Raw genomic sequence first — 20,280 nt, 5'->3', positions numbered from 1 at the left:
CCAATGCCCCGCTTACATCATCAAACGAGATTGCGATCAGGTCGTCCCCACCACCTGCAATGACAGGTTCGTCCGCAACGCTGCCGGTCAGAGAGCCGCTATGCGCGGTTCCATTTGAGGTTTCGGGTAAACTGCACCACATCAAGCAAGACGATTTTGTTGCTCGGGGGATCACCATCCGTTCCAGCAATCTCGAATGAAACGGATCAGAGTATGCAGTGTTACGGTATCGTCGCCGTTATCCCACTCCGCCGTCGGTCGGGGCAGACGATGCAGGTGACGGCCACGTAGCTCGCTGCCGGAAAGGCTGCAGGCGTGATGCATGTCGCCAACTGCTCAACACTCTGCCTTTCGGCAATCATCGTCGTGGTGGGGTCGATCACGAGTTCATCTGCAGGCAGGGTTCTGATCGGGCCGCGATCAACTCGGCTCGCGCCTACTGCCTCTTCTCGACCCGGCTTCCATCTTCAACAATTGCAGAGGGATACAAGATGACGACGTCACCTTCGCCCAAGCCTTGCTGTACCTCGGTATAGATTCCGTTGCCATTCGCGATCTCGACGCTGGTCAATTCAGCCACGCCTTGATTGACCCTGAAAACCGACCAGTTTCCATTGGTTCGGAACAGTGCGCTGGTTGGGACCGAGAGTACATCTTCTGACTGCCACACGACGATGGCCGCTTCCAAACGATAGCCATGGCCCAGCCCTGCGCGGTCTTCGGGTGGGCTTTGAATTTCGATTTCAATGCGTACGCGTTGTTCTTCAATGCCCAAGGCGGATGCTTTGGTGACGCCATACGGATCAACACGCGTGACAACACCACGAAGTTCGTTGTCCTGTCCCCAATCGCGAAGGATAACCTTGTCGCCCACAGTGACCCTGACTGCATCCGAAGAGATCACGTTGACGATGACTTCTAGATCCGATGCGATGTCGCCAATTTCCATGATGGGTGCGCCAGCGGGCAGCACTGTCTCGCTTTCTTGAAAGACCTGCAGAATACGTCCGTCAATCGGAGACAAAAGCGGGATTTCCTGCGCATTGCTGTCCGACCCTACATTTGTCGAGCCAAGGTCGTCCTGGCCCACAAGGATTGCCTGTGCATTTGCCAACTCGGCTTCGCGCATCAGTATGGACGCTTCCGCTGTGGCGCTGCTGGCCCGGCTGGCGCGCCACGCACTTTCAGCGCGGTCCAGCGTGGCTTTGCTTGCAATGCCACTGTTATAAAGCGCGCGGGAGCGCTCGACTTCGGAATTGGCTAGCTCTTCATTGGCAAGGGCCGCGTCCAGATTTGCTTTGGCAAGCTGAACTGCCGCCGCAGCGGCCTCTACAGCGGCTGTGGCTTGTTCGCGTGTGCGACTGTCCAAAACCGCCGGATTGGTGGGAAGCATCCGTGCGACCACCGTTTCTCGGTTGGTGACCACATCTCCGGGGTGGACCCTAACGCGTAGCAGCCTACCGGCGACGGGAGTTGAGACGATGTAAGTCTCTCGGACGCTTGTGCGCCCCTCTTCGACGATGGTGACCTCCAACGGCCCCCGCTGCACATCGCCAAAATCAACAGGAATTGGCTTTGGCATAAGAAGCGCAATGATCGCGGCGCCAACAAAAGCGACAACCGCAATTATCAGGACGTTTCGAGAGAGTTTCGCGTGTTTTTGCATTCCAGTTACTCTCTTGTTTTAAGGGCTAGAGTGATATCAGTGGACCGTATTTTGCGCTGCACAAGCCAGCCTGAGAACGCGGCAGCGCCCACCACAACCGAGATGGAGCTGCCATAGGCTTTCGGCGCAAAAACGACCGGAATTTGGTAAAGATCGGTCGAGAACCCCTGAGCAATCAGATGTGAAAGCCCCGTGCCAATCAATAAGCCAAGGGGCAAGGCCAACAATGTCACCACCGCCAGCTCCCCCAACAGCACGAAGGCGGCTTCCGAATGTCTGAACCCCATGACGCGCAAGCTGGCCAGATCGCGCGCACTTTCGTCCTGCGCCACCCGCGCCACGTTATAGACGATCCCGAAGGTGATAGCGAAGGCCATGACCCCCATAATGAAACGCGCGGACCCAGCCCCCTCATCCATAACCTTTTTAAAGGCCTCTTCGGCTTCACTGCGCAGGCTGATACCTGCAACGGCGGGCATGTCCTTGAGGTTTGCATAAACTTTGGACCGCCAACCGTCTTGAATTGAGATGTAAGCCGCCGAGAAACGATCTGGATCACCAATTTGTCGCCCCAAGGATCTCAAGTCCATATAGGCCGGTGCGCCCAAAAGGCTTTTGGCGATACCTGCGACCTGCGTTGTCACTTTGGCCCGGTGTCCTTCCCGGATCTCCAATGTCAGGGTGTCCCCGACACCAACATCCAAAATGTCAGCCAAGGGTGTGGACAAAATGATACCATGCTGTGGCATCGCAATCGGGCGTAAATCCGCATTCAGAGCGCGGTTCAATACCGGGTTGTCGGACAACCCTGTGATAGATCCCCTGTACGTCCGAAGGCCATTTCGGAACACAACCGGGACAAAGCGGACAGGCTCGGCATGGGAAACACCGGTCATTCCTTTCAGATCATAGACGGCCCGCATGGGGGCATTTTGAACAAAGCTGACGGTGGCATCGGATCGATCTACGACGTTGAAGGTCTGATCGATGGCGACGTCAAACCCCTCGTAAATGATCAACATGCCCAAACTTAGTGCCATACCGGAAGCGATGCCGACCACTGCCCCCAGCATACGCCAAGGTTGGCGCAACAAGCGTCTAAGGACCATGCGTGTGGGTTGGTCCAAACGTGCGATCAAACCTTTGCGAAATGAAATCGAGTGCGAAAAATCTGGAGGGGTGGGCGGGCGCATTGCCTCGGCGGCTGTCAGTTGGAAGATTGCTCTTAGGGCCCAAACCCCACCCAGCGAGGCGACAAGGATACTCATCAGCAATCCAGACGCAAAGGATGTGAATTCAAGCCGGAACAACAAGAATGGTAGCTTGTAATAGGTCGTGTAAATCGGGACCATCGAGCGCCCAAGGACCACGCCCAAAAGGCAGCCCAACGCAGCACCGGTCACGGCTATGAACAGGGCCAGTTGCAGGTAGTGGCTGGCAACTTCTTGTTTCGAATAGCCAAAAGCCCTGAGCAGCCCAATCTCTTCGCGCTCTGCGGTAATCATTCGACTGATGACGATATAAAGAAGGAACGCAGCCACCAACATGAAAACAGGCGGCACGGTGCTGGAAGTGACCTCGAGCCCTGAGATTTCTTCGCTGAGGAAGCGATCAGACGAGAAATCCTCAAGCCCAAAGGCCCCGGGCGCCCCAAACGGATCCAGGACTCGGTCAATTTGATCAAGCACTGCAGCTTTATTCGCCCCCCGCAGAAGCGAAACCAGCGCCTCGTTGAAGGCACCCTCAAGGTCCATAGCCGCTGCGAGCGCGGGCCTGCCCATCCAGATCACACCAAACCGTGCGTCGTCCGGGATGAACTCTCCGGGAGCTGCGAAATAGATGAACTCGGGCGATTGTGCTGTGCCCACCACATCATACCAGCGGCGTACCCCGTTCAGCGTAACCTCAAGGCGCGTTCCGGGCACAATACTGTGGGCGGTCGCGAAGCTTTCAAGCAGCAGGATTTCATCGGGCCGTTGTGCATCGGGCAACCGCCCCTGTGTCAGGCGCACTTCATTCAGGTGCCGCCGCCCATGCAACGGTAAAGACAGCACCTGCATCGAGACCGAAAACTCGCGGGTCGCCACAGTGGTCGATGCCATGCTGGAAAGCCGTGTCTCGACCGTGCGCACACCGGGGATGTCAGCCAGCCGGCTTGCGACATAATTGGGGGCACGCACGACGGGTGCAAACACGTCCGCAAGTTGATGGCGTTCGTAGTAAGCGTCGCGGGTTAAGGTAAGCGATGACACGAACCCTGACATCATGATTTGCAGAGCAACACCGATTGCAATCACCATCATGATCGCCGCCGCTTGCGCCTTGATCCGCCAAAGATCGCGCATGAGTTTGGCATGCAGCGGGGTCACCAGTGAATCTCCTCGGCGGAAAGGCGGTTTTCGTTCAGCTCGACCTTGTGGATTTGGCCATCTGCAAAGTGAATGACCCGATCGGCCATGGCAGCCGTTGCTGCAGCATGGGTGATGAGCAACACGGTCGTGCCCAAAGCTTCGTTGACATCCTGAATGACCCTCAACACCGCACGGCCCGTTGCACTGTCCAAAGCCCCTGTGGGTTCGTCACAAAACAGCACATCTGGTTGCTTTGCCACGGCGCGGGCAATGGCGACCCGTTGTTGTTCCCCCCCAGACAGTTGTGCTGGGAAATGATCGATGCGCTTGGTTAGCCCGACAAGCTCGAGCGCCTGTTCTGCGCTGATCGGGTTTTCAGCAATTTCGGTGACAAGCTCTACGTTCTCGCGCGCGGTCAAGCTTGGCATCAGATTATAGAATTGAAAGACAAACCCAACATGGCGGCGGCGGTAATATGTAAGCGCGCGGTCATCCATCTTGGTAAGATCCTGATCGCGAAATTGAACCGAGCCAGACGTGGCGCGGTCCAGCCCTCCCAAGATGTTCAGAAGTGTAGATTTCCCGCTTCCAGATGGCCCGAGCAAAACAACTATTTCGCCGTCTTCAATCGCTAGATCAGCGCCTCTTAGTGCGTGAACTGCCGAATGGCCCTCGCCATAGGTCTTTGTCAAACTCTCGACCTTGAAGGCGAGCTTTGCTTCTATTTCACGCGTCTGCTCCATGATGCATCTTACCACGAGTATCGGCTGCACAATATTGATCGAAGTCAAGGGTGTGGACTATCGGTCTGCCCTTGTTGGCCCAGAATTTCCACCGACACGATCCCGGTCTTCTGTTCTGTTTCAACATATTGAAAAGCAGAAGTAATTTCCTCAAGAGGATATGTACGGTCGAATACGCCCCGGTATTTTCCGTGAGCCATCAAATCAGCGAGGTACTGAATGAATTCCGGAGCGTCTTCGGGAAACGGGATGCGCACCCGTTTGCTTCCCGTTAGCCCGAACCAGATGCCAAGCAGCATATTGGACCAATAAGGCCCCATGTCGGTTGCGCAATAGATCGCGTCAGTCTTCATCAGCGGGCGGCATGCGCCCCGAGAAGTCTTGCCAACCGCATCAAAAACCAGATCGAAAGTCTCTCCGATTGCGGTGAAGTCTTCTCTTTCATAGTTTACGACCCGGTCCGCACCCAACGCTTTGGCCAGGCTTGTATGGCGGGTTCCTACGACTGCAACCACATAGGCGCCATTGGCTTTGGCAAGCTGAACCGCTGCCGTCCCGATAGCCCCTGAGGCGCCGTAGATCAGACAGCGCTGGCCTTCCGCCAAAAGCTTGGTCGTGCCGTGTGCATACCAAGCACCTTCCCCGGCGACGGCCTGCTCGAAGGGAATGCCCTTTGGAATATGGACTATTGCCTCGTCAGCCGGAATGCAGAGGAATTCGGCATGCGCCCCGAAGCGTTCGGACGACATCCCGAAGACGCGATCACCCACCTGAAACGACGACACGTCAGCCCCAAGCGCGTCAATAACCCCAGCAAAGTCCATACCTAACGATTGCATCTTAGGTCTAAACAGGCCGGTAATGGCGCGCATGAAGAACGGATGCGCACGCAATGTGGCCGTATCTGTTCGGTTGACCGTACTGGTATGGATCTGCACCCGCACTTCGTTCTTCGCTGGTTGCGGACGCGGGACATCGCGCACTTCCAGACGGTCCGGAGAGCCATAGCCAGTGATCACTGCGGCTTTCATGGTCGGATCTGCTATCATGCTGGAAGTCTAGCAGCTCTGGTGGACAAATGCGAAACTGTCTGGGTCACGGGCCGCCTGTCGAAAACGGGCCAAGCTGGCTTGGAAGGGATCGACATGCCAGAATTTGAAATAAGGAATAGAACATGAAAGCCGTTGTTTATGACCGCTATGGTGGTCCCGATCGGCTCCGGCTGTCAGTGATCGACATGCCCGAGCCCGCCAAAGGGGAAATACGGGTCAAGGTTTTGGCCTGCGCAGTAAACTTGTCTGATTGGGAATATCTTACCGGCTCACCAGCATGGGTGCGGACGGTCGGAGGACTGTTCAAACCCAAGGTGCCGGTTCTGGGCTCGGACATTGTCGGCGTTGTCGACAAACTGGGCGAGGGCGTCAGTGGTTTCGAAATCGGGCAACGGGTTATGGGGGACTATGTTATGACACGCGGCGGGTTCGCCGATTATGCCTGTGTTCCCGCAGACGAAACGGTGATCGTCCCCGATTCCCTGTCTGATGACGTCGCTGCCTGTCTGCCGCAGGCTGGTGGCATCGCCGTGGCAGGGACTGACGGTTTGTCCGCGGGCGATCGGCTGCTGATTAACGGTGCCGGGGGCGGATCAGGCACGATGGCAATGCAGTTGGCACAGGCGGCCGGGGTGCATGTGACGGCGGTAGACAATGCTGGAAAGGTTGAATGGCTCACACGACTAAGGGCCGATGAAACCATCGACTATACAAAGGTGAACTTCACTGAGACGGGCAAGAAATGGGACCGGATACTCGATATGGTCGCCACCCGCGGACCGCGCCAGATTTCCCGAGCGCTCGCCGAAGGAGGGACCTATCTGGCCTTGGGTGGAGGCGTGCCCACACTCCTCTCCATCGTGTTCGGGGGGTGGCTCTTGTCGCGAAATAAATCGATCAAGATGCTCTTGGTTCCATCCGGTCAGGACCTGACACGCCGTGTCGCCGAATACGCGACCCAAGGCCGGATCGTACCTCATGTCGAAGCGGTGCTTCCTTTCTCATCGGTGCCAGATGCATTGGCACGTACGGGAAAAGGCAAGGTGTTGGGTAAAATCGTCATCAAGCCGGGTCTCGACTGACGCAAACACACACGTTTGACGCACGGCACATAGCCCGCCTCACCGACAGTTTGATTTGGTGCGTGTCGGACATGATCGCCGGACCAATTCCGGTGTCAAACAGCCCCAGTCCGCCGCGGAGTTCGGTCAAAAATCTGCGACGGCAGGGGCACCAAATGATGCTCGTGGAAAACCCAACAAAGCTGTGGCGGTCGTCTGCCATAACGATGCTCCTCGTGCTGTTCAGCATGTCGGCCATTTGGTTTTAAGTGAGGTCCGACAAAGGCGAACAATGCGGAATGTGATAATTTGTGCGACTCAAAAGACGAAAGCCACCCACCGGGTGGTGTACTCTTATCTGACTTTCGGATTTTTTGTGGAGGCGAGTACCGGAATCGAACCGGTGTACACGGATTTGCAATCCGCTGCGTCACCACTCCGCCAACTCGCCATCCGTGGTGTGGGGGTTCTCTAGCGCCAATCTTGGGGGGATGTCCAGCCCGGTTTCGCGGTTGGAAGTGTGATTTTCCGGCACAGGTTTCATAAATCGTCTGATCAAGCGATCAATACGGTCCCACCACCTTGCAGGATTGCAGCCACAGGCCTAGTTGTGGCAAGAGATAATAAAGATCCCAGAAACATAGGCCCGCCATGACAGATTTCGCCGCACGCCGTACCATGATGGTCGACACGCAGGTGCGTCCTTCGGATGTTACAAAGTTCCCGATCATTGATGCGATGTTGAATGTCGCGCGCGAGGAATATGTGCCGGACGGTAAGCGCGAGGCCGCTTATGTGGGCGAGAACATCGATCTTGATGATGGTCGCGTGATGCTTGAGCCGCGCACACTGGCCAAGATGCTGGATGCGTTGAACGTACAACCGGACGAGCTGGTATTGGACCTGGGTTGTGGCCTGGGCTACAGCGCAGCCATTTTGGCGCGGCTGGCGGAATTCGTAATCGCTGTGGAAGAAACAGAGGACCGCGCCAATGAAGCGCAGGGCATTCTGTCGGCACAGGGCGTGGATAACGTGGCGGTCGTCGCGGGTTCACTTGCTGACGGCAATAAAAAGAACGGCCCCTATGACGTGATCATGGTGCAGGGCGCGGTGGAAACTGTGCCGGCAGGCCTGCTGGAGCAGCTTAAGGATGGCGGGCGCATCGCCTGCATCTTTGCCGAAGGGATGTTGGGCACCGTGAAAATCGGGTATAAGATTGATGGGGATATGGTCTGGCGGCCGAATTTCAGCGCTGGGGCCCCCGTAGTGGCTGGGTTTGAAGCGCCACGCGAATTCGCGCTTTGACAACGGCAAAACGCCTACACTGATTTTGAGAGGCTGGAGAGTAACATGCGTACTGGGTTCAAATCAAAGCTGACGGGTCTGGCCATTGCTGCTGCCTGTGCTCTTGTCGCTGCGCCGGCGGCTTATGCCGAAAGCCTCTCTGATGCGATGGCGTCTGCCTACAAAAGCAGTGGTCTTCTGGAACAGAACCGTGCGACCTTGCGTGCTGCCGACGAAGATGTAGCCATTGCCCGCTCGGCCCTGCGCCCGTCATTGACTTACGCGCTGAACCAGACCTTTGCGGACCCGGATACCGGAATTCCAAACAATACCGGATGGCGGACCACTGCGACATTGACCGCCAACATTCTGATTTTTGACTTCGGTCGCAGCAAGAAAGCGATCGAGCTTCAAAAGCAACTGGTTCTGGCCACCCGTGACAGCCTCGTCGGGGTCGAGCAGCAGGTACTTCTGCGCGCAGTTCAGGCCTATTTGAATGTCCGTTCTGCGGTCGAAAATGCACAATTGCAAAGCAACTCGGTACGGGTTCTGACGCAAGAACTGCGCGCCGCCAACGATCGTTTCGAAGTGGGTGAGGTAACTCAGACTGACGTGGCTTTGGCCCGCGCACGTCTGGCAGCGGCCCGCGCGAACGAAGCCTCGGCCCGCGGTAATCTTGAGATTGCGCGCGAGGAATACAAGGCCGTGACGGGTCACTACCCAACGACACTCAGCGCACCGCCCGCGCCGCCCATGACCGCCAAGACTGTCGAGGCCGCACAGGCAGTTGCCCGTGACCGCCACCCGAACATTCTGGCCGCTCAGCACAATGTGGCGGCTTCGGATCTGGGCGTTGCTATCTCGAAGGACGGGATGAAACCATCGATCTTGGGGCAGGCGCAGTCGTCCTGGACCAAAGATGGGGCGACCCGTTTCCAGAACGGATCGTTCCAAACGGGCGATCTGTATTCCCATTCGGTCGGGGTGACACTTCAGGGCACCATTTATGCCGGTGGCCGCCTGTCTGCTGAGTACCGTAAAGCCATCGCGCAATCTGAAGCCGCCCGTTCGGGGCTACATCAGACTCGTATCGCTGTTGATCAAGGCGTCGCCAATGCGTGGGCACAGTTGGCCATCGCATCAGCGTCGCTTCAGGCGACCGACCGCCAGATCCGCGCCAGCCGGGTGGCTTTGCGTGGCGCCCGCGAGGAAGCCTCGCTTGGTTCGCGGACCACGCTTGATGTTCTGAACGCCGAGCAAGAACTGCTGAACGCCGAAGCCGCCCGCATTACGGCACAGTCGAATCAGTACTTCGCGGTCTATTCGCTGTTGTCTTCGATGGGTCTTCTGACGGCAGAGCATCTAAATCTCGGCGTCGTCACCTATGACCCTGAAGCGTATTATAACGCTGTCCAGTCCGCTCCGGTCCGTCGTGTCAGCCCGCAGGGCGAGCGTCTGGACCTTGTTCTCGAGGCGTTGGGCAAGAAATAAAGCGCTTTTTGAGGCTTAAGCGACGTGTAAGTTTTGCCTCTTCGCTGCGTGTTTCTACTTCAGACTGTTGTCTGGTCTGGCTGAACTGGCTAATCTGGCGGCAGTCGCACCGGGAATCCGGTCATGTGTTGTAGTTTAAACAGGAAGTGCCTTATGTCGGATCCGGTCTCGAACGCAGAAATTGAAGATGTTCTGTCCTCGATCCGCCGTCTTATTTCAGCCGATCAGGCTGATAAGCCAGACAGTGGCGAGCCCGCGTCCCCGACGGACAATAAACTAATTCTGACACCTGCTTTCCGTGTCTTTGACGGCGTTCTAGTCGACGCCTCAGAGGTAGATCGGAATGAGGCGGCGACGCAGAACGGCTCTGTGCGCGACATTCCGGTTGAAAAGCTAGGGCAGGGTGATCTGGCCGCTGCGGATACTGATGGAAAATCTGTTGATGCTGGTGAAGACCAAGACCACGCGCCTTTTGATCTGACTATTGCCCCAGATGCGGTTGAGCCCGGGTTGCAAAGCTCGACAGACATGCCGATGCCTCCGGCCGATTCACAGGTCGATTTCGAAGACAATTGGGATAGCGACGCTTTGGGCGAAACCGCTCAGGTGGCCTTCCTTCACGAACGTCTAAGCCGTTCAGCGGCAGATGCGTCTCCCAAAGATGCTGAAGAGGAAACAACCGCAGCCGAGGCAAGTGATCCGGTGGTTGCTCCTGATGTTGAGGAACTTGCGCACGACGACACGGATGACGCACTTGAGCTGATCATTGATCAAGATGGTGTTGAAGACGAAGACATCTCGGACGACGAGTCTGTTTTGAATACTGTTGGGGAAGCTCTGATAGATGATGCCGAAGCTGCTTCGGACGTGGACAGTATTGATGCGGATGATCCGACGCGTGAGCTGGCCGAAGAAAACACCGACGCCGAAAGTTTTGTCGGCAGTGTCGAGGTTGAGGAAGCGCCGGTAGCCGAGATTGTTGAAGACGACACCGATTTCATCGACGAAGCCTATCTGCAAGAAATCGTCTCGCGGATTGTCCGAGAAGAGCTGAAAGGCGAGATCGGTGTAAAGATCACTCAAGCCGTACGCCGTATGGTGCGCCGCGAGGTGACGCGCGCCCTGTCTTTGGAAAAGTTTGACTGACGCTTAGCGCGCCAATTCCAACAGGGCATCAATATCCAGATGAGATTCCAGATGATCGGCCAGCGCATCTAGGCTGCTTTCGATCTGTGCGTCAAAGCTGACCCCTGATGTCGTCGCACCCAATCCGTTCAGGAAGTTCCGCCGGAATCCATCAGCGGCAAATAGCCCGTGCAGATAACACCCCTGAATGCGCCCATCCGTGCTGCTGGCCCCCTCAGGGCGGCCCTGCACCGACAACCACGGCGTAGCGCAATCTGGGCCTTCGGTGCGTCCTAGGTGGATCTCGTACCCCTCGACAGACTGGCCCGATGGAAGATGTGTGGCTTGCGTTAGGGCCAGTGTCTTGAGCGGCTCCAGATGCGTGACCACATCCAGATGTCCAAGCCCTGCTACGCGGCCAGCTGGACCTTCAATGCCGTCGGCGTCGATGATCTCGGCCCCCAGCATCTGATAGCCACCACAGATGCCCAGAACGTGCCCTCCGCGCCGGATATGAGCGGTCAGGTCGATGTCCCAGCCCTGCGTCCGGAAGTCGGCCAGATCGGCGATGGTGGATTTCGACCCGGGGATCAGAACAAGATCGGCATCACCGGGTAGGGGGCGACCGGGCTCGATGATCTCGACCGTGATGTCCGGTTCGTTCACCAACGGGTCCAGATCGTCGAAATTGGCAATCCGGTTCAAACGGGGCACCGCGATTTTGAACGCGCCGCCTTTGCGGGTGGTGATGTCCATCACATCCTCGGCCGGCAGACGCCACGCATCCGCAAACCAGGGCAGCGTGCCAAGATCGCGCCAGCCGGTCAGGCGGGCGATTTCGGCCGCACCATCGGCGAACAGCGTTGGGTCGCCTCGGAATTTGTTGACCAGAAAGGCTTTGATCCGCGCCCGATCGCCGTCGGGCAGTACGGCATGCGTGCCTACTAGTTGGGCAATCACGCCGCCCCGGTCAATGTCACCTGCCAGCACGACCGGAAGGTCAGCGGCCTCGGCAAAACCCATATTGGCGATATCACCCTTGCGCAGATTTACCTCGGCGGGGCTGCCAGCACCCTCGACCAGCACCAGATCGCGGCCTTCGCCCAATCTGTGAAAGCTTTCCAAAACGCGCGGCAACAGTTCGGCCTTGGCCTTGCCATAGTCGCGCGCCTTCATGGTGGCAAAACGTTTGCCCTGCACGATCAATTGCGCCCCGGTGTCCGTTTCAGGTTTCAGCAAAACCGGGTTCATATCCACGATCGGATCAAGCCCACAGGCGCGTGCTTGCAGCGCCTGTGCACGTCCTATCTCGCCCCCGTCTACGGTGACGGCCGCGTTGTTCGACATGTTCTGCGGCTTGAACGGGGCCACATTCAGCCCGCGCTTCACCGCTGCCCGTGCAATCCCTGCCACCAGCAGAGACTTCCCAACATTCGAGCCTGCGCCCTGGATCATAATCGCCTTAGTCATGGCCAAGACTTAGGCGCTTTTCTAAGCGCGCTCCAGCCCTGTTCCGACATCGGGAAGGGCTGAAACGAAAAACGCGCCCCGATTGGGACGCGCATTTCATGGAGTATTCTGTAATCGTGCCTTATGCGGCTTCCGCGGTGGCGGCGTTGCGACGCTCGCTTTCCTCGCGGCTCAGCGCAACCGACGTACGGATGCCTTTGGACACAAAATCCATCAGGCCACTGACGACACGCTCGTTCGGGTCGATGCCAGCACAGCTCAGCACTTCGCGCCCGTCGCGCGAACGGGCCCAGCGGGCAATCTGATCGGGGCCGTTGCCGTATTTTTTGTCATCAGCAATGGCGTCGTCCAAAGCAGCCAGCACGACAGCAGCAAACAGTTTGCGCGCGCGGTTGCCTTGTTCGTTATTGAAAGCGGTACCGTCTACGGAGTCCAGCATGGTCGTCCTTTGTTATTCTTGGTCTTGCGGTTTCTGGCGTAGCGGCCAATATGGCGTTTTCTGCGTGATTCGGTATCCCTCGGATCACATGGCAGCCATGCGTCTGTCGCATAGCTGTTGCATTTGGCCGTCTCGCTCGCGCTTGCCACAGTCAAGCCCGCAAGATATAGGGTCGGACCAAGAAATTTCAACCTTTTGTGAAGGTTTCAGGATATGCCCAAGATCAACGGAAACGAAATTCGTCCCGGAAACGTGCTCGAACACAATGACGGCCTGTGGGCTGCGGTGAAGGTCGACCACGTAAAACCCGGCAAAGGCGGTGCCTTTGCGCAGGTTGAAATGAAGAACCTGCGCAACGGCTCCAAGCTGAACGAACGCTTCCGTTCTGCGGACAAGGTCGAACGTGTGCGCCTTGAACAGAAGGACCAGCAGTTCCTGTATGAAGATGACGGAATGCTGATTTTCATGGACACCGAAACCTATGAGCAGAACCAGATCCCTGCGGACCTGCTGGGCGAACGCCGCCCCTTCTTGCAGGACGGCATGACCATCGTGGTCGAGTTCTACGACACCGAAGCCCTGAACGCCAAGCTGCCGCAAAAGGTGACCTGTGTCATCGAGGAAACAGAACCGGTGGTAAAAGGCCAAACAGCGGCCAACAGCTTCAAACCAGCGGTATTGGACAATGGCGTACGTATCTCGGTGCCGCCTTTCGTTGGTCAGGGTGAGGCCATCGTGGTGAACACCGAAACCATGGAATACTCCGAGCGCGCCTAAGCGCTTCGGTGAGAACCCCAGAAGGGCAGGGCACGCGCTCTGCCCTTTTTCTATAAGGCCATTGGCATGACCACGATCCTCTTCAACAAGCCGTTCAACGTGTTGTCACAATTCACTGACAAAGGAAGTGCAGACAGCGATCGGCAAACTCTCTCTGACTATATCGACCTGCCCGGCGTCTACGCCGCAGGGCGTCTGGATCGCGACAGTGAAGGGCTTTTGGTGCTGACGGATGACGGCAAGCTTCAGGCGAAACTTGCAAACCCGAAGCATAAGCTTGCGAAAACATACTGGGTGCAAGTGGAAGGCGTCCCGGATGAGGCCGCCCTTCAAGCACTGCGCGATGGTGTCGATCTGAAAGATGGTCGGACCCGCCCTGCCATTGCGCGTCGGATTGAAGAACCGGCCGGTCTCTGGCTGCGCAATCCTCCGATCCGGGTGCGCAATTCCGTTCCCGATTGCTGGATCGAGCTTAAGATCACCGAAGGCAAGAACCGTCAGGTCCGTCGTATGACCGCCGCCGTTGGCCACCCAACCCTGCGGCTGATCCGCTATGGTGTGGGGGCCTATACGCTGGATGGCATAGGTCAGGGAAAATGGCGCCGCGCCTGAACCCAGAACTCATTTTCTTACTGGAAGTATCCCGGGGGAGCATGCGTTTCCGCAGGAAACTCATGCGGGGCAGCGCCCCTTAACCGTCCCAACTGACCACAGCGTCCCCGGCCAGCATGCCGGATCCAGCCCGATCAAAGCGTAGATACGCAATTGCCTGACCGCCCGACTGCGTAAACAAAGTCCCGACTGGCTTTCCATCTCGCGTGATCGCTGTGCCCACCGGGGCCTCCCCTTCGATCGACACCGTTGCCAAGCCCTTCTTCAGCTCCGTCTTGTGCTTCATCCGGGCAGTTACTTCCTGCCCGACATAACAGCCCTTACGGAAGTCCACGCCGTTCAGACGCTCGAAACCTGCCTCCAATAGATAGCTATCGCCAGTCAGCTCGGCCCCGGTTTCCGGGATACAATGCTCAACGCGGATTGCGTCCCAATCGGCACCCTCGTCGCTGGGGCGTCCGTCATAGGCGCGCCATCCCAGTGCCGCGTGCCGCGGATCGGCAAAGGCTCCGTTTGGGGCGTCGCCCAACCCGCGTGCCGGGACGATGTCGGTGACTTCGATCCCCACATTGGCACGCAGCTTGTACATGGACAGGCGCTGCGCCAATGGCTTGGCAATCGTGCTAGAGACGTCGACCAAGATAGCTTCCTCTGCTGGTGCCAGAATAAAGTCCGCCAGATATTTGCCCTGTGGGGTCAAAAGGGCCGCATAGACCAACCCGTCCTTCAACCCTTTCAGATCATTGGAAACCAATCCCTGAAGAAAACTCTCGCGGTCATCGCCGGTGATTTTCAGAACAGTGCGGTCAGTCATCGGAGTCTCCTGTCATGCCAGACCAATATAGGTCCGCCGAGCGATGCGAAAAGGGGTCAGCCGCGCTTGCGCCACAACCCGCCCGAAAGAATGCCGCGAAACGACCAGCGGGGCGGTTCCTTGGTTTCGGTGGGCAGGTAGGTCTTGCCTTTGCGCATAGACGTTTTGTCGGATGCGTCTCCGCCGTCTTGAAACTGCAGATTATAAAGCTGTGCATACAGACCGCCACGCTCCAACAGTTCGTCATGGGTGCCCTGATCTACAACGCGGCCCTGATCCATCACCACGATCTTGTCGGCATCCCGGACCGTCGACAGGCGGTGGGCAATCACCAGCGTGGTACGGCCTTTGGCCAGTGTGTCCAGCGCCTCTTGCACCAGTTTCTCGGACTTGGTGTCGAGTGCCGAGGTTGCCTCGTCCAACAACAAAACCGGGGCATCGCGCAGAACGGCACGCGCAATGGCAACTCGCTGGCGCTGTCCGCCGGACAGGTTCGATCCGCGCGGGCCTGCAGGGCTATCTAGGCCGCTTTCAAGCCGGGGAATGAAGTCGGCCACATGCGCTGTATCCAGCGCGTGTTTCATCGTCGCCTCATCCACGCCATCGCGTCCCATCAGGATGTTGTCGCGCAGGCTTTCGTCGAACAGTAGTGCCTCTTGGCTGACGACCGAGAACAGCCCGCGCAGTTGATCCAGTGGCAGCGACGTGACCTCGGCCCCGCCAATAGATACTTCGCCTGATTTGGCATCCGCCAAGCGCGTCAGCAAATTGAATACGGTACTTTTGCCCGCACCGGATGCGCCAACCAATGCAGTGGTTTTCCCGGCTTCGGCAGTGAAGCTTGCGTCGCGCAGGATAGGCGTGTCGCCATAGGCGAAATTCACGTCCTTCAACACGATATCGGCTTGTGCTGCTTTGCCCGGCAAAGCGGCAGGTTTGGCAGGTGACAGGATGGTTGGGCTCTGTGCAAACACATCGCGAATGCGCGTCAGGCTGGCAATCGCCGCCTGCCAACCACCAGACACTTTGCCCAGATTGCGCAGCGGGTCAAAGACCAGCGCCATGGCCGTAAAAAAGCTCATGAACTCGCCCACGGTCTTGGTGCCCGCGTTGATCTGCAACCCGCCATAAACCAGCACGCCGAAGAAGCCGACCGCCGCGATGATATCGACCATTGCAACAATGGCCCCTTGGTTGGCTTGGCTTTGCAGATGGGTTTTGGCAAAGGCGCTGATCTCGCGATCCACGCGGGATTGTTCGTGGCGTTCTGTGCCTGACAGTTTGATCGAGTTGATGCCGTGGAAGATCTCGTCCAATCGGGTCGAGATCTGTGCTGCCGCACCTCGGCTGTCGGTGGTGGTCCGACGTACGCGCTTTTGCAAGATTCCCATCGGATAGGTCAGGACCGGAGCCGCCGCGACGGCGACCACGACCCACAGCCAGTCGATCGACAAGGCCACGCCCAAAAGCGCAAGCAGGGACACTACATCGCGGGCCACTGCGGCCAGCACGACCTCCCAGATCGTAGCGATGGCTTGGGCATCCCCGCGCACCCGCTCCATCAACGTCCCGGGCGAGTTGTCGCGGAAATAGCTGCTGTCCAGCGTCAGCATATGCGCCACCATATCGGTTTGCAGCTTTGCGGCCACGCGCTGCCCCACATGGACCATCAGCACACGATGGCCAAAGGCTGCAAAGGCACGGACAATGAAAATGCCTGCAACAATCACTGCAACCCAAATGATCGAACTGGTATTCCCGGACGAGAACGCTACGTCGAACATCGGCCGGATCATGTAGCTAAGCCCCCCCAGCGCCAGACCTTCGGCCAGCATCAGAAGCATCGCCAAGGCCAAGGGCAGCCGATAGGCCCGCATATAGCCTTTCCACAGCCAGCGGATCATCTCTTTTTGGTCGGTGCGGGGAGTGTCAGCGCTCATGACTTTTTCCGTTTGGCCTGAAAAGCTTGGGTAATCGCGTCGGCGTCATAGTGGTGGGTCAACCAGTCGCGGATCGAGATCGGGTCATCCTTGTAATGATCCGCATAGGTGTCAATCATCGCATCCAGAATGCCCGCTTTCGACCAGCGTTGATGGGCGTATTTCAAAGACAGTTGCGCGCGTGCCTCATCCGGTGTCGCGCCACACTGGTCCAGCTGGTACAGCGCTGCCGCAATGCCAGTCCGATCAGCGCCGGATTTGCAATGGATCAGAAAGGGCTTCTCGGCACGTTCCATAATGTCGAGCAGTTCAAGATACTCTTCAGACGTTCCCAGTACCCGTGCAAATAACGGGTGGTTAATCAACGTCATACCATAGTCACGGCAGGCTTCGACCTCGAACAGGTAATAGGAATACTTGTCTTCGCCCCGCAGGTTGATCACAGTCTTGATCCCGGCCTGTTCAAGCGCAGGGAAATGCACCGGGTCGGGCTGGTTTGACCGCCATGCGTCGGGCGACAATTGATACCGGTTGGGCAGGATCCGGCGGACAAAAGCGTGGTCGACAAGGTTGTTGTGCCGCCGCGCCGCGCGCCGCCCTTCAGGTGTCGAAATGTCCATCCCGAACCCGTGTTTCCACGCACGTTCGCGTTGTTTGATCTTGGCATACAAGCTCTTGAACATGCGGTTCCGGTCCAGTTCTGACATTCCGCCCAAAAGGGTACCTACGGGATGTAGCTTGTCCGCGCGCCACAAACAAGCGGGCGGCCCTGTCAACGACTCTGACAACGGCGTTGACGCCATCAGGGTGGCGCATTACCGCTTGAGGTCTGAGAAGTGAAAGAGCAGCCCATGTCCCTATCTTTTGGTCGTTCCTATTTAGCCATTCCCGGTCCGTCAGTCATGCCTGATCGTGTGCTGCAGGCCATGCATCGCGCCGCGCCCAATATTTACGCCGGCGAGGTAGTGGATATGATGCCCGGCCTGATCGACGGATTGAAATCCGTGGCGCGCACTCGGCACAACGCGGTGATTTACATCGCCAACGGCCACGGCGCGTGGGAGGCCGCTCTGTCCAACACGCTATCCCCCGGCGACAAAGTTTTGTCGCTCTGCACTGGGCGATTTGGCCATGGCTGGCGCGAGATGGCGAGCGGGTTGGGCATCACACCCGTTGTCGAAGAATTCGGGCTGCAAACGCCCGTCGATCCTGGGCGTGTTGAAGATCTGTTGCGGGCCGACCAACATCACGAACTGAAAGCGGTATTGCTGACACATGTGGATACGTCGACCTCGATCCTGAATGACGTTAAGGCCGTGCGCGCAGCGATGGATGCCGCCGGACATCCCGCGCTCTTGATGGTCGATTGCATCGCGTCGATGGGGTGTGATCGGTTCGAAATGGACGCCTGGGGTGTGGATGTCGCCGTCGCGGCCTCGCAAAAGGGGTTGATGGTGCCGCCGGGTATGGGGTTTGTGTTCTTCAACGATAAGGCCACCGCCGTTCGCGCCGCACAGCCCCGCGTGTCGCGTTACTGGGACTGGCAGCCGCGCGCCAATCCGGACCTCTTCTATCAGTATTTCGGAGGCACCGCTCCAACCCATCACCTGTTTGGACTGCGCGAAGCGCTGGCGATGATCGCCGAAGAAGGCGGTGTCGAGGCGGTTTGGGCACGTCACACCCATCTGGCCCGCGCTATATGGGCGGCGTTTGAGGTTTGGGGTGCTGACGGTCCGCTTCAGATGAATGTCGCCAACCCTGCGCATCGCTCGACCGCTGTGACCTCTCTTCGCATCGGCGCGCCGCATGGCACGGCCCTGCGCAACTGGACCGAGCAGAACACTGGCATCACCCTTGGCATTGGCCTTGGCATGTCTACCCCTGACGATCCGAAAGGCGATGGATTCTTCCGTCTGGGTCATATGGGGCATGTGAACGCTCCAATGGTGATGGGCGCTCTGTCTGCCATTCAATCGGGCCTGACCGCGCTGGGCATCCCGCACGGAGAGGGCGCATTGCCCGCAGCTGCCAAGGTGGTGGCGGAAGCTTAGGCGCGAGCGGCGGCCAACGCCTTGGGTAGGGCGGCTGCGAAGGCATCCAGTTCGTCCGAGCGTCCCGCTGAAATACGAATGCAGCGGTTTTGCGGGGTCGCAAAGGGCATACGCACGAACACGTCCAACGCGATCAACTGATCCAACACCGCCTTGGCGAAGGCGGCATCCTCTCCGCAATCCACAGCCACGAAATTGGTCGCCGAGGGCAGGGTGCTCAACCCGTTCTCTGCCGCGATCTGGTCAATGCGGGACCGAGCGTCGACCACGCTTTGCACCACTTGCTCGAGGTATTGCTGATCCTTCAGCGCCGCCAAAGCGCCCGCCTGACTGATCCGGCACATGCCGAAATGGTTGCGGATCTTGTTGAAGGCGGTGATCAGATTGGCATGCCCAATCGCATAGCCGACCCGTGCGCCCGCCATCCCGTAAGCTTTTGAGAACGTGCGCATTCGGATCACGCGCGGATCATCCGTGTTAAGCGGGGGCGCGGTGCCTTCCGGTGCAAATTCAATATAGGCTTCGTCCAGCACCAACAGGCAGCCCTCGGGCACCGCATTAATCATGCGCTGGATCGTTTCGACATCATGCCAAGTCCCCATCGGGTTGTCCGGATTGGCGATATAGACCAGTTTGGCCCCGACCTCGGCCGCCTTGGCGATCAGAGCCACTGGGTCTTCGTGATCGTCCTTATAGGGCACCGTCTCTAACTCGCCGCCAAACCCAGCGACATGGTAGTTGAAGGTCGGATACGCGCCTTGCGATGTCACTACCTTGTCGCCCGGTCCAATAATCAGCCGCACCAGATACCCAAGGATCCCATCGATCCCTTCGCCTACCAAAATGTTCTCGGGCGCAATGCCGTGGTGATCCGCCAACGCGTTACGCAGATCGAAGTTCTCGGGGTCGCCATACATCCAGACGTCACCTGCGGCCTTAGACATCGCCGAAATCGCCTTGGGCGAGGGGCCAAAGGTGTTCTCATTCGCCCCCAATCGCGCAGCAAAGCTTCGGCCGCGGGCGCGTTCCTGTGTTTCAGGGCCGACAAAAGGCACTGTTGAGGGCAGGCTATCGGCAAGCGGGGTCAGGCGGGCATAGGTCTTGGTCATATGCGCGTTAGAGCAGGGCAGGCGCGGGCGGGCAAGGTTGAAATCGCGCGGATCATGCTTAGTTAAGAATGGTTCTTAATAAGTGGAGGGCCGAGTATGCCCCAAATGAACCGACGCACATTCCTTGCCTCCGCCGCCGCTGCCGGGGCCGCGACGCGGATGCCTCAGGTGGCCGTGCAAGCCGCCAAAACCCCGCCAATGCGCCGGGTTCTGACGCTGGTCTATGACAAATCCATGGGCATGATGCGCGCCGTTGAACGGTTGGTGCCGTAACAGTCCACGCAAAAGAAAAGGC

At 58.0% G+C, this 20,280-nt stretch carries 18 protein-coding genes and 1 tRNA gene; 8 read left to right on the top strand and 11 right to left on the bottom strand.

Annotation, left to right across the window (positions count from 1 at the left end):
* Positions 1 to 436: 436 nt before the first annotated feature.
* The 4 genes from ACP15F_RS09720 to ACP15F_RS09705 are packed head-to-tail and all read right to left on the bottom strand — an operon-like array spanning position 437 to position 5,791.
* Positions 437 to 1,666, bottom strand: a complete 1,230-nt coding sequence (locus tag ACP15F_RS09720) for an efflux RND transporter periplasmic adaptor subunit (RefSeq protein ID WP_424940603.1) — start codon at positions 1,664 to 1,666, stop codon at positions 437 to 439.
* A 5-nt stretch (positions 1,667 to 1,671) separates the two neighbouring features.
* A complete protein-coding gene (locus ACP15F_RS09715; RefSeq protein ID WP_424940602.1) occupies positions 1,672 to 4,035 on the bottom strand; it encodes an FtsX-like permease family protein in 2,364 nt (787 codons plus the stop codon).
* Positions 4,032 to 4,760 (bottom strand): ABC transporter ATP-binding protein, encoded by a 729-nt coding sequence (locus ACP15F_RS09710; protein WP_424940601.1) that lies wholly within the window; start codon positions 4,758 to 4,760, stop codon positions 4,032 to 4,034. Before ACP15F_RS09710 ends, ACP15F_RS09715 begins: the two co-directional genes overlap by 4 nt.
* Before the next feature lie 44 nt (positions 4,761 to 4,804).
* Positions 4,805 to 5,791, bottom strand: coding sequence for an NAD(P)-dependent alcohol dehydrogenase (locus ACP15F_RS09705; RefSeq protein WP_424940600.1), 987 nt, complete (start codon positions 5,789 to 5,791; stop codon positions 4,805 to 4,807).
* Positions 5,792 to 5,934: 143 nt separating this feature from the next.
* Here ACP15F_RS09705 and ACP15F_RS09700 point away from each other — a divergent pair, with 143 nt between their 5' ends.
* Positions 5,935 to 6,894: an NAD(P)-dependent alcohol dehydrogenase gene (locus tag ACP15F_RS09700; protein ID WP_424940599.1), complete on the top strand. Its 960-nt coding sequence runs from the start codon at positions 5,935 to 5,937 to the stop codon at positions 6,892 to 6,894.
* A 356-nt stretch (positions 6,895 to 7,250) separates the two neighbouring features.
* Here ACP15F_RS09700 and ACP15F_RS09695 read toward each other — a convergent pair.
* Positions 7,251 to 7,324 (bottom strand) — tRNA-Cys (locus tag ACP15F_RS09695).
* Between the two features lie 200 nt (positions 7,325 to 7,524).
* Here ACP15F_RS09695 and ACP15F_RS09690 point away from each other — a divergent pair.
* The 3 genes from ACP15F_RS09690 (at position 7,525) to ACP15F_RS09680 (ending at position 10,794) form a co-directional block, all read left to right on the top strand.
* Complete coding sequence (locus ACP15F_RS09690) at positions 7,525 to 8,178, top strand: protein-L-isoaspartate O-methyltransferase family protein (protein WP_424940598.1); 654 nt, start codon at positions 7,525 to 7,527, stop codon at positions 8,176 to 8,178.
* 45 nt (positions 8,179 to 8,223) lie between these two features.
* Positions 8,224 to 9,648 carry a TolC family outer membrane protein gene (locus tag ACP15F_RS09685; protein WP_424940597.1) on the top strand — a complete coding sequence of 475 codons (1,425 nt, stop codon included), beginning with the start codon at positions 8,224 to 8,226 and terminating at the stop codon, positions 9,646 to 9,648.
* Positions 9,649 to 9,801: 153 nt separating this feature from the next.
* The gene (locus tag ACP15F_RS09680) at positions 9,802 to 10,794 is read left to right on the top strand and encodes a hypothetical protein (protein ID WP_424940596.1); all 993 of its coding nucleotides are present in this window, start codon (positions 9,802 to 9,804) and stop codon (positions 10,792 to 10,794) included.
* Positions 10,795 to 10,797: 3 nt separating this feature from the next.
* Here the strand turns inward: ACP15F_RS09680 and ACP15F_RS09675 are convergent, their stop codons facing one another.
* Together ACP15F_RS09675 and ACP15F_RS09670 are read right to left on the bottom strand one after the other, a co-directional pair.
* Positions 10,798 to 12,243, bottom strand: a complete 1,446-nt coding sequence (locus ACP15F_RS09675) for a cobyric acid synthase (protein WP_424940595.1) — start codon at positions 12,241 to 12,243, stop codon at positions 10,798 to 10,800.
* A 121-nt stretch (positions 12,244 to 12,364) separates the two neighbouring features.
* Complete coding sequence (locus ACP15F_RS09670) at positions 12,365 to 12,682, bottom strand: DUF6280 family protein (RefSeq protein ID WP_108856960.1); 318 nt, start codon at positions 12,680 to 12,682, stop codon at positions 12,365 to 12,367.
* A 213-nt stretch (positions 12,683 to 12,895) separates the two neighbouring features.
* Here ACP15F_RS09670 and efp point away from each other — a divergent pair, with 213 nt between their 5' ends.
* On the top strand, positions 12,896 to 13,459 hold the full coding sequence (gene efp / locus ACP15F_RS09665) for an elongation factor P (protein ID WP_108856959.1): 564 nt from the start codon (positions 12,896 to 12,898) through the stop codon (positions 13,457 to 13,459).
* Between the two features lie 66 nt (positions 13,460 to 13,525).
* Positions 13,526 to 14,071 (top strand): pseudouridine synthase, encoded by a 546-nt coding sequence (locus ACP15F_RS09660; RefSeq protein ID WP_424940594.1) that lies wholly within the window; start codon positions 13,526 to 13,528, stop codon positions 14,069 to 14,071.
* 79 nt (positions 14,072 to 14,150) lie between these two features.
* On the opposite strand, the gene ACP15F_RS09655 is transcribed toward ACP15F_RS09660, so the two are convergent.
* From ACP15F_RS09655 to ACP15F_RS09645, 3 genes are read right to left on the bottom strand one after another with little or no spacing between them, the layout of a single operon-like run.
* The gene (locus tag ACP15F_RS09655; RefSeq protein ID WP_424940593.1) at positions 14,151 to 14,885 is read right to left on the bottom strand and encodes a YgfZ/GcvT domain-containing protein; all 735 of its coding nucleotides are present in this window, start codon (positions 14,883 to 14,885) and stop codon (positions 14,151 to 14,153) included.
* 56 nt (positions 14,886 to 14,941) lie between these two features.
* Positions 14,942 to 16,825 carry an ABC transporter ATP-binding protein gene (locus ACP15F_RS09650; protein WP_424940592.1) on the bottom strand — a complete coding sequence of 628 codons (1,884 nt, stop codon included), beginning with the start codon at positions 16,823 to 16,825 and terminating at the stop codon, positions 14,942 to 14,944.
* Positions 16,822 to 17,508 carry a fused DSP-PTPase phosphatase/NAD kinase-like protein gene (locus ACP15F_RS09645; RefSeq protein ID WP_424940591.1) on the bottom strand — a complete coding sequence of 229 codons (687 nt, stop codon included), beginning with the start codon at positions 17,506 to 17,508 and terminating at the stop codon, positions 16,822 to 16,824. The genes ACP15F_RS09650 and ACP15F_RS09645 overlap by 4 nt, the downstream gene beginning before the upstream one ends.
* A gap of 168 nt (positions 17,509 to 17,676) precedes the next feature.
* Here ACP15F_RS09645 and ACP15F_RS09640 point away from each other — a divergent pair, with 168 nt between their 5' ends.
* Positions 17,677 to 18,876, top strand: coding sequence for a pyridoxal-phosphate-dependent aminotransferase family protein (locus tag ACP15F_RS09640; RefSeq protein ID WP_424940590.1), 1,200 nt, complete (start codon positions 17,677 to 17,679; stop codon positions 18,874 to 18,876).
* Here the strand turns inward: ACP15F_RS09640 and ACP15F_RS09635 are convergent.
* Positions 18,873 to 19,985 carry a pyridoxal phosphate-dependent aminotransferase gene (locus ACP15F_RS09635; RefSeq protein ID WP_424940589.1) on the bottom strand — a complete coding sequence of 371 codons (1,113 nt, stop codon included), beginning with the start codon at positions 19,983 to 19,985 and terminating at the stop codon, positions 18,873 to 18,875. The two genes, ACP15F_RS09640 and ACP15F_RS09635, sit on opposite strands and share 4 nt — an antisense overlap.
* Positions 19,986 to 20,081: 96 nt before the next feature.
* On the opposite strand from ACP15F_RS09635, the gene ACP15F_RS09630 reads away from it, so the two are divergent.
* Positions 20,082 to 20,258, top strand: coding sequence for a twin-arginine translocation signal domain-containing protein (locus ACP15F_RS09630; RefSeq protein ID WP_142854590.1), 177 nt, complete (start codon positions 20,082 to 20,084; stop codon positions 20,256 to 20,258).
* Positions 20,259 to 20,280: the final 22 nt, after the last annotated feature.

The organism is Aliiroseovarius sp. S253, assembly GCF_049800855.1.
Lineage (GTDB): Bacteria > Pseudomonadota > Alphaproteobacteria > Rhodobacterales > Rhodobacteraceae > Aliiroseovarius.
Note: the sequence above shows the minus strand (reverse complement) of the source record. Positions and strands in the feature narration are given on the sequence as shown.

Bases quoted from the DNA above. Each gene is read 5' to 3' on its own strand.
- ACP15F_RS09655 (WP_424940593.1), bottom strand. From the start codon at position 14,885: ATGACTGACCGCACTGTTCTGAAAATCACCGGCGATGACCGCGAGAGT.
- ACP15F_RS09670 (WP_108856960.1), bottom strand. From the start codon at position 12,682: ATGCTGGACTCCGTAGACGGTACCGCTTTCAATAACGAACAAGGCAAC.
- ACP15F_RS09640 (WP_424940590.1), top strand. From the start codon at position 17,677: ATGTCCCTATCTTTTGGTCGTTCCTATTTAGCCATTCCCGGTCCGTCA.
- ACP15F_RS09680 (WP_424940596.1), top strand. From the start codon at position 9,802: ATGTCGGATCCGGTCTCGAACGCAGAAATTGAAGATGTTCTGTCCTCG.
- ACP15F_RS09650 (WP_424940592.1), bottom strand. From the start codon at position 16,825: ATGAGCGCTGACACTCCCCGCACCGACCAAAAAGAGATGATCCGCTGG.
- ACP15F_RS09630 (WP_142854590.1), top strand. From the start codon at position 20,082: ATGCCCCAAATGAACCGACGCACATTCCTTGCCTCCGCCGCCGCTGCC.
- ACP15F_RS09690 (WP_424940598.1), top strand. From the start codon at position 7,525: ATGACAGATTTCGCCGCACGCCGTACCATGATGGTCGACACGCAGGTG.
- ACP15F_RS09635 (WP_424940589.1), bottom strand. From the start codon at position 19,985: ATGACCAAGACCTATGCCCGCCTGACCCCGCTTGCCGATAGCCTGCCC.
- ACP15F_RS09645 (WP_424940591.1), bottom strand. From the start codon at position 17,508: ATGTTCAAGAGCTTGTATGCCAAGATCAAACAACGCGAACGTGCGTGG.
- ACP15F_RS09720 (WP_424940603.1), bottom strand. From the start codon at position 1,666: ATGCAAAAACACGCGAAACTCTCTCGAAACGTCCTGATAATTGCGGTT.
- ACP15F_RS09700 (WP_424940599.1), top strand. From the start codon at position 5,935: ATGAAAGCCGTTGTTTATGACCGCTATGGTGGTCCCGATCGGCTCCGG.
- ACP15F_RS09660 (WP_424940594.1), top strand. From the start codon at position 13,526: ATGACCACGATCCTCTTCAACAAGCCGTTCAACGTGTTGTCACAATTC.
- ACP15F_RS09675 (WP_424940595.1), bottom strand. From the start codon at position 12,243: ATGACTAAGGCGATTATGATCCAGGGCGCAGGCTCGAATGTTGGGAAG.
- efp (WP_108856959.1), top strand. From the start codon at position 12,896: ATGCCCAAGATCAACGGAAACGAAATTCGTCCCGGAAACGTGCTCGAA.
- ACP15F_RS09705 (WP_424940600.1), bottom strand. From the start codon at position 5,791: ATGAAAGCCGCAGTGATCACTGGCTATGGCTCTCCGGACCGTCTGGAA.
- ACP15F_RS09685 (WP_424940597.1), top strand. From the start codon at position 8,224: ATGCGTACTGGGTTCAAATCAAAGCTGACGGGTCTGGCCATTGCTGCT.
- ACP15F_RS09710 (WP_424940601.1), bottom strand. From the start codon at position 4,760: ATGGAGCAGACGCGTGAAATAGAAGCAAAGCTCGCCTTCAAGGTCGAG.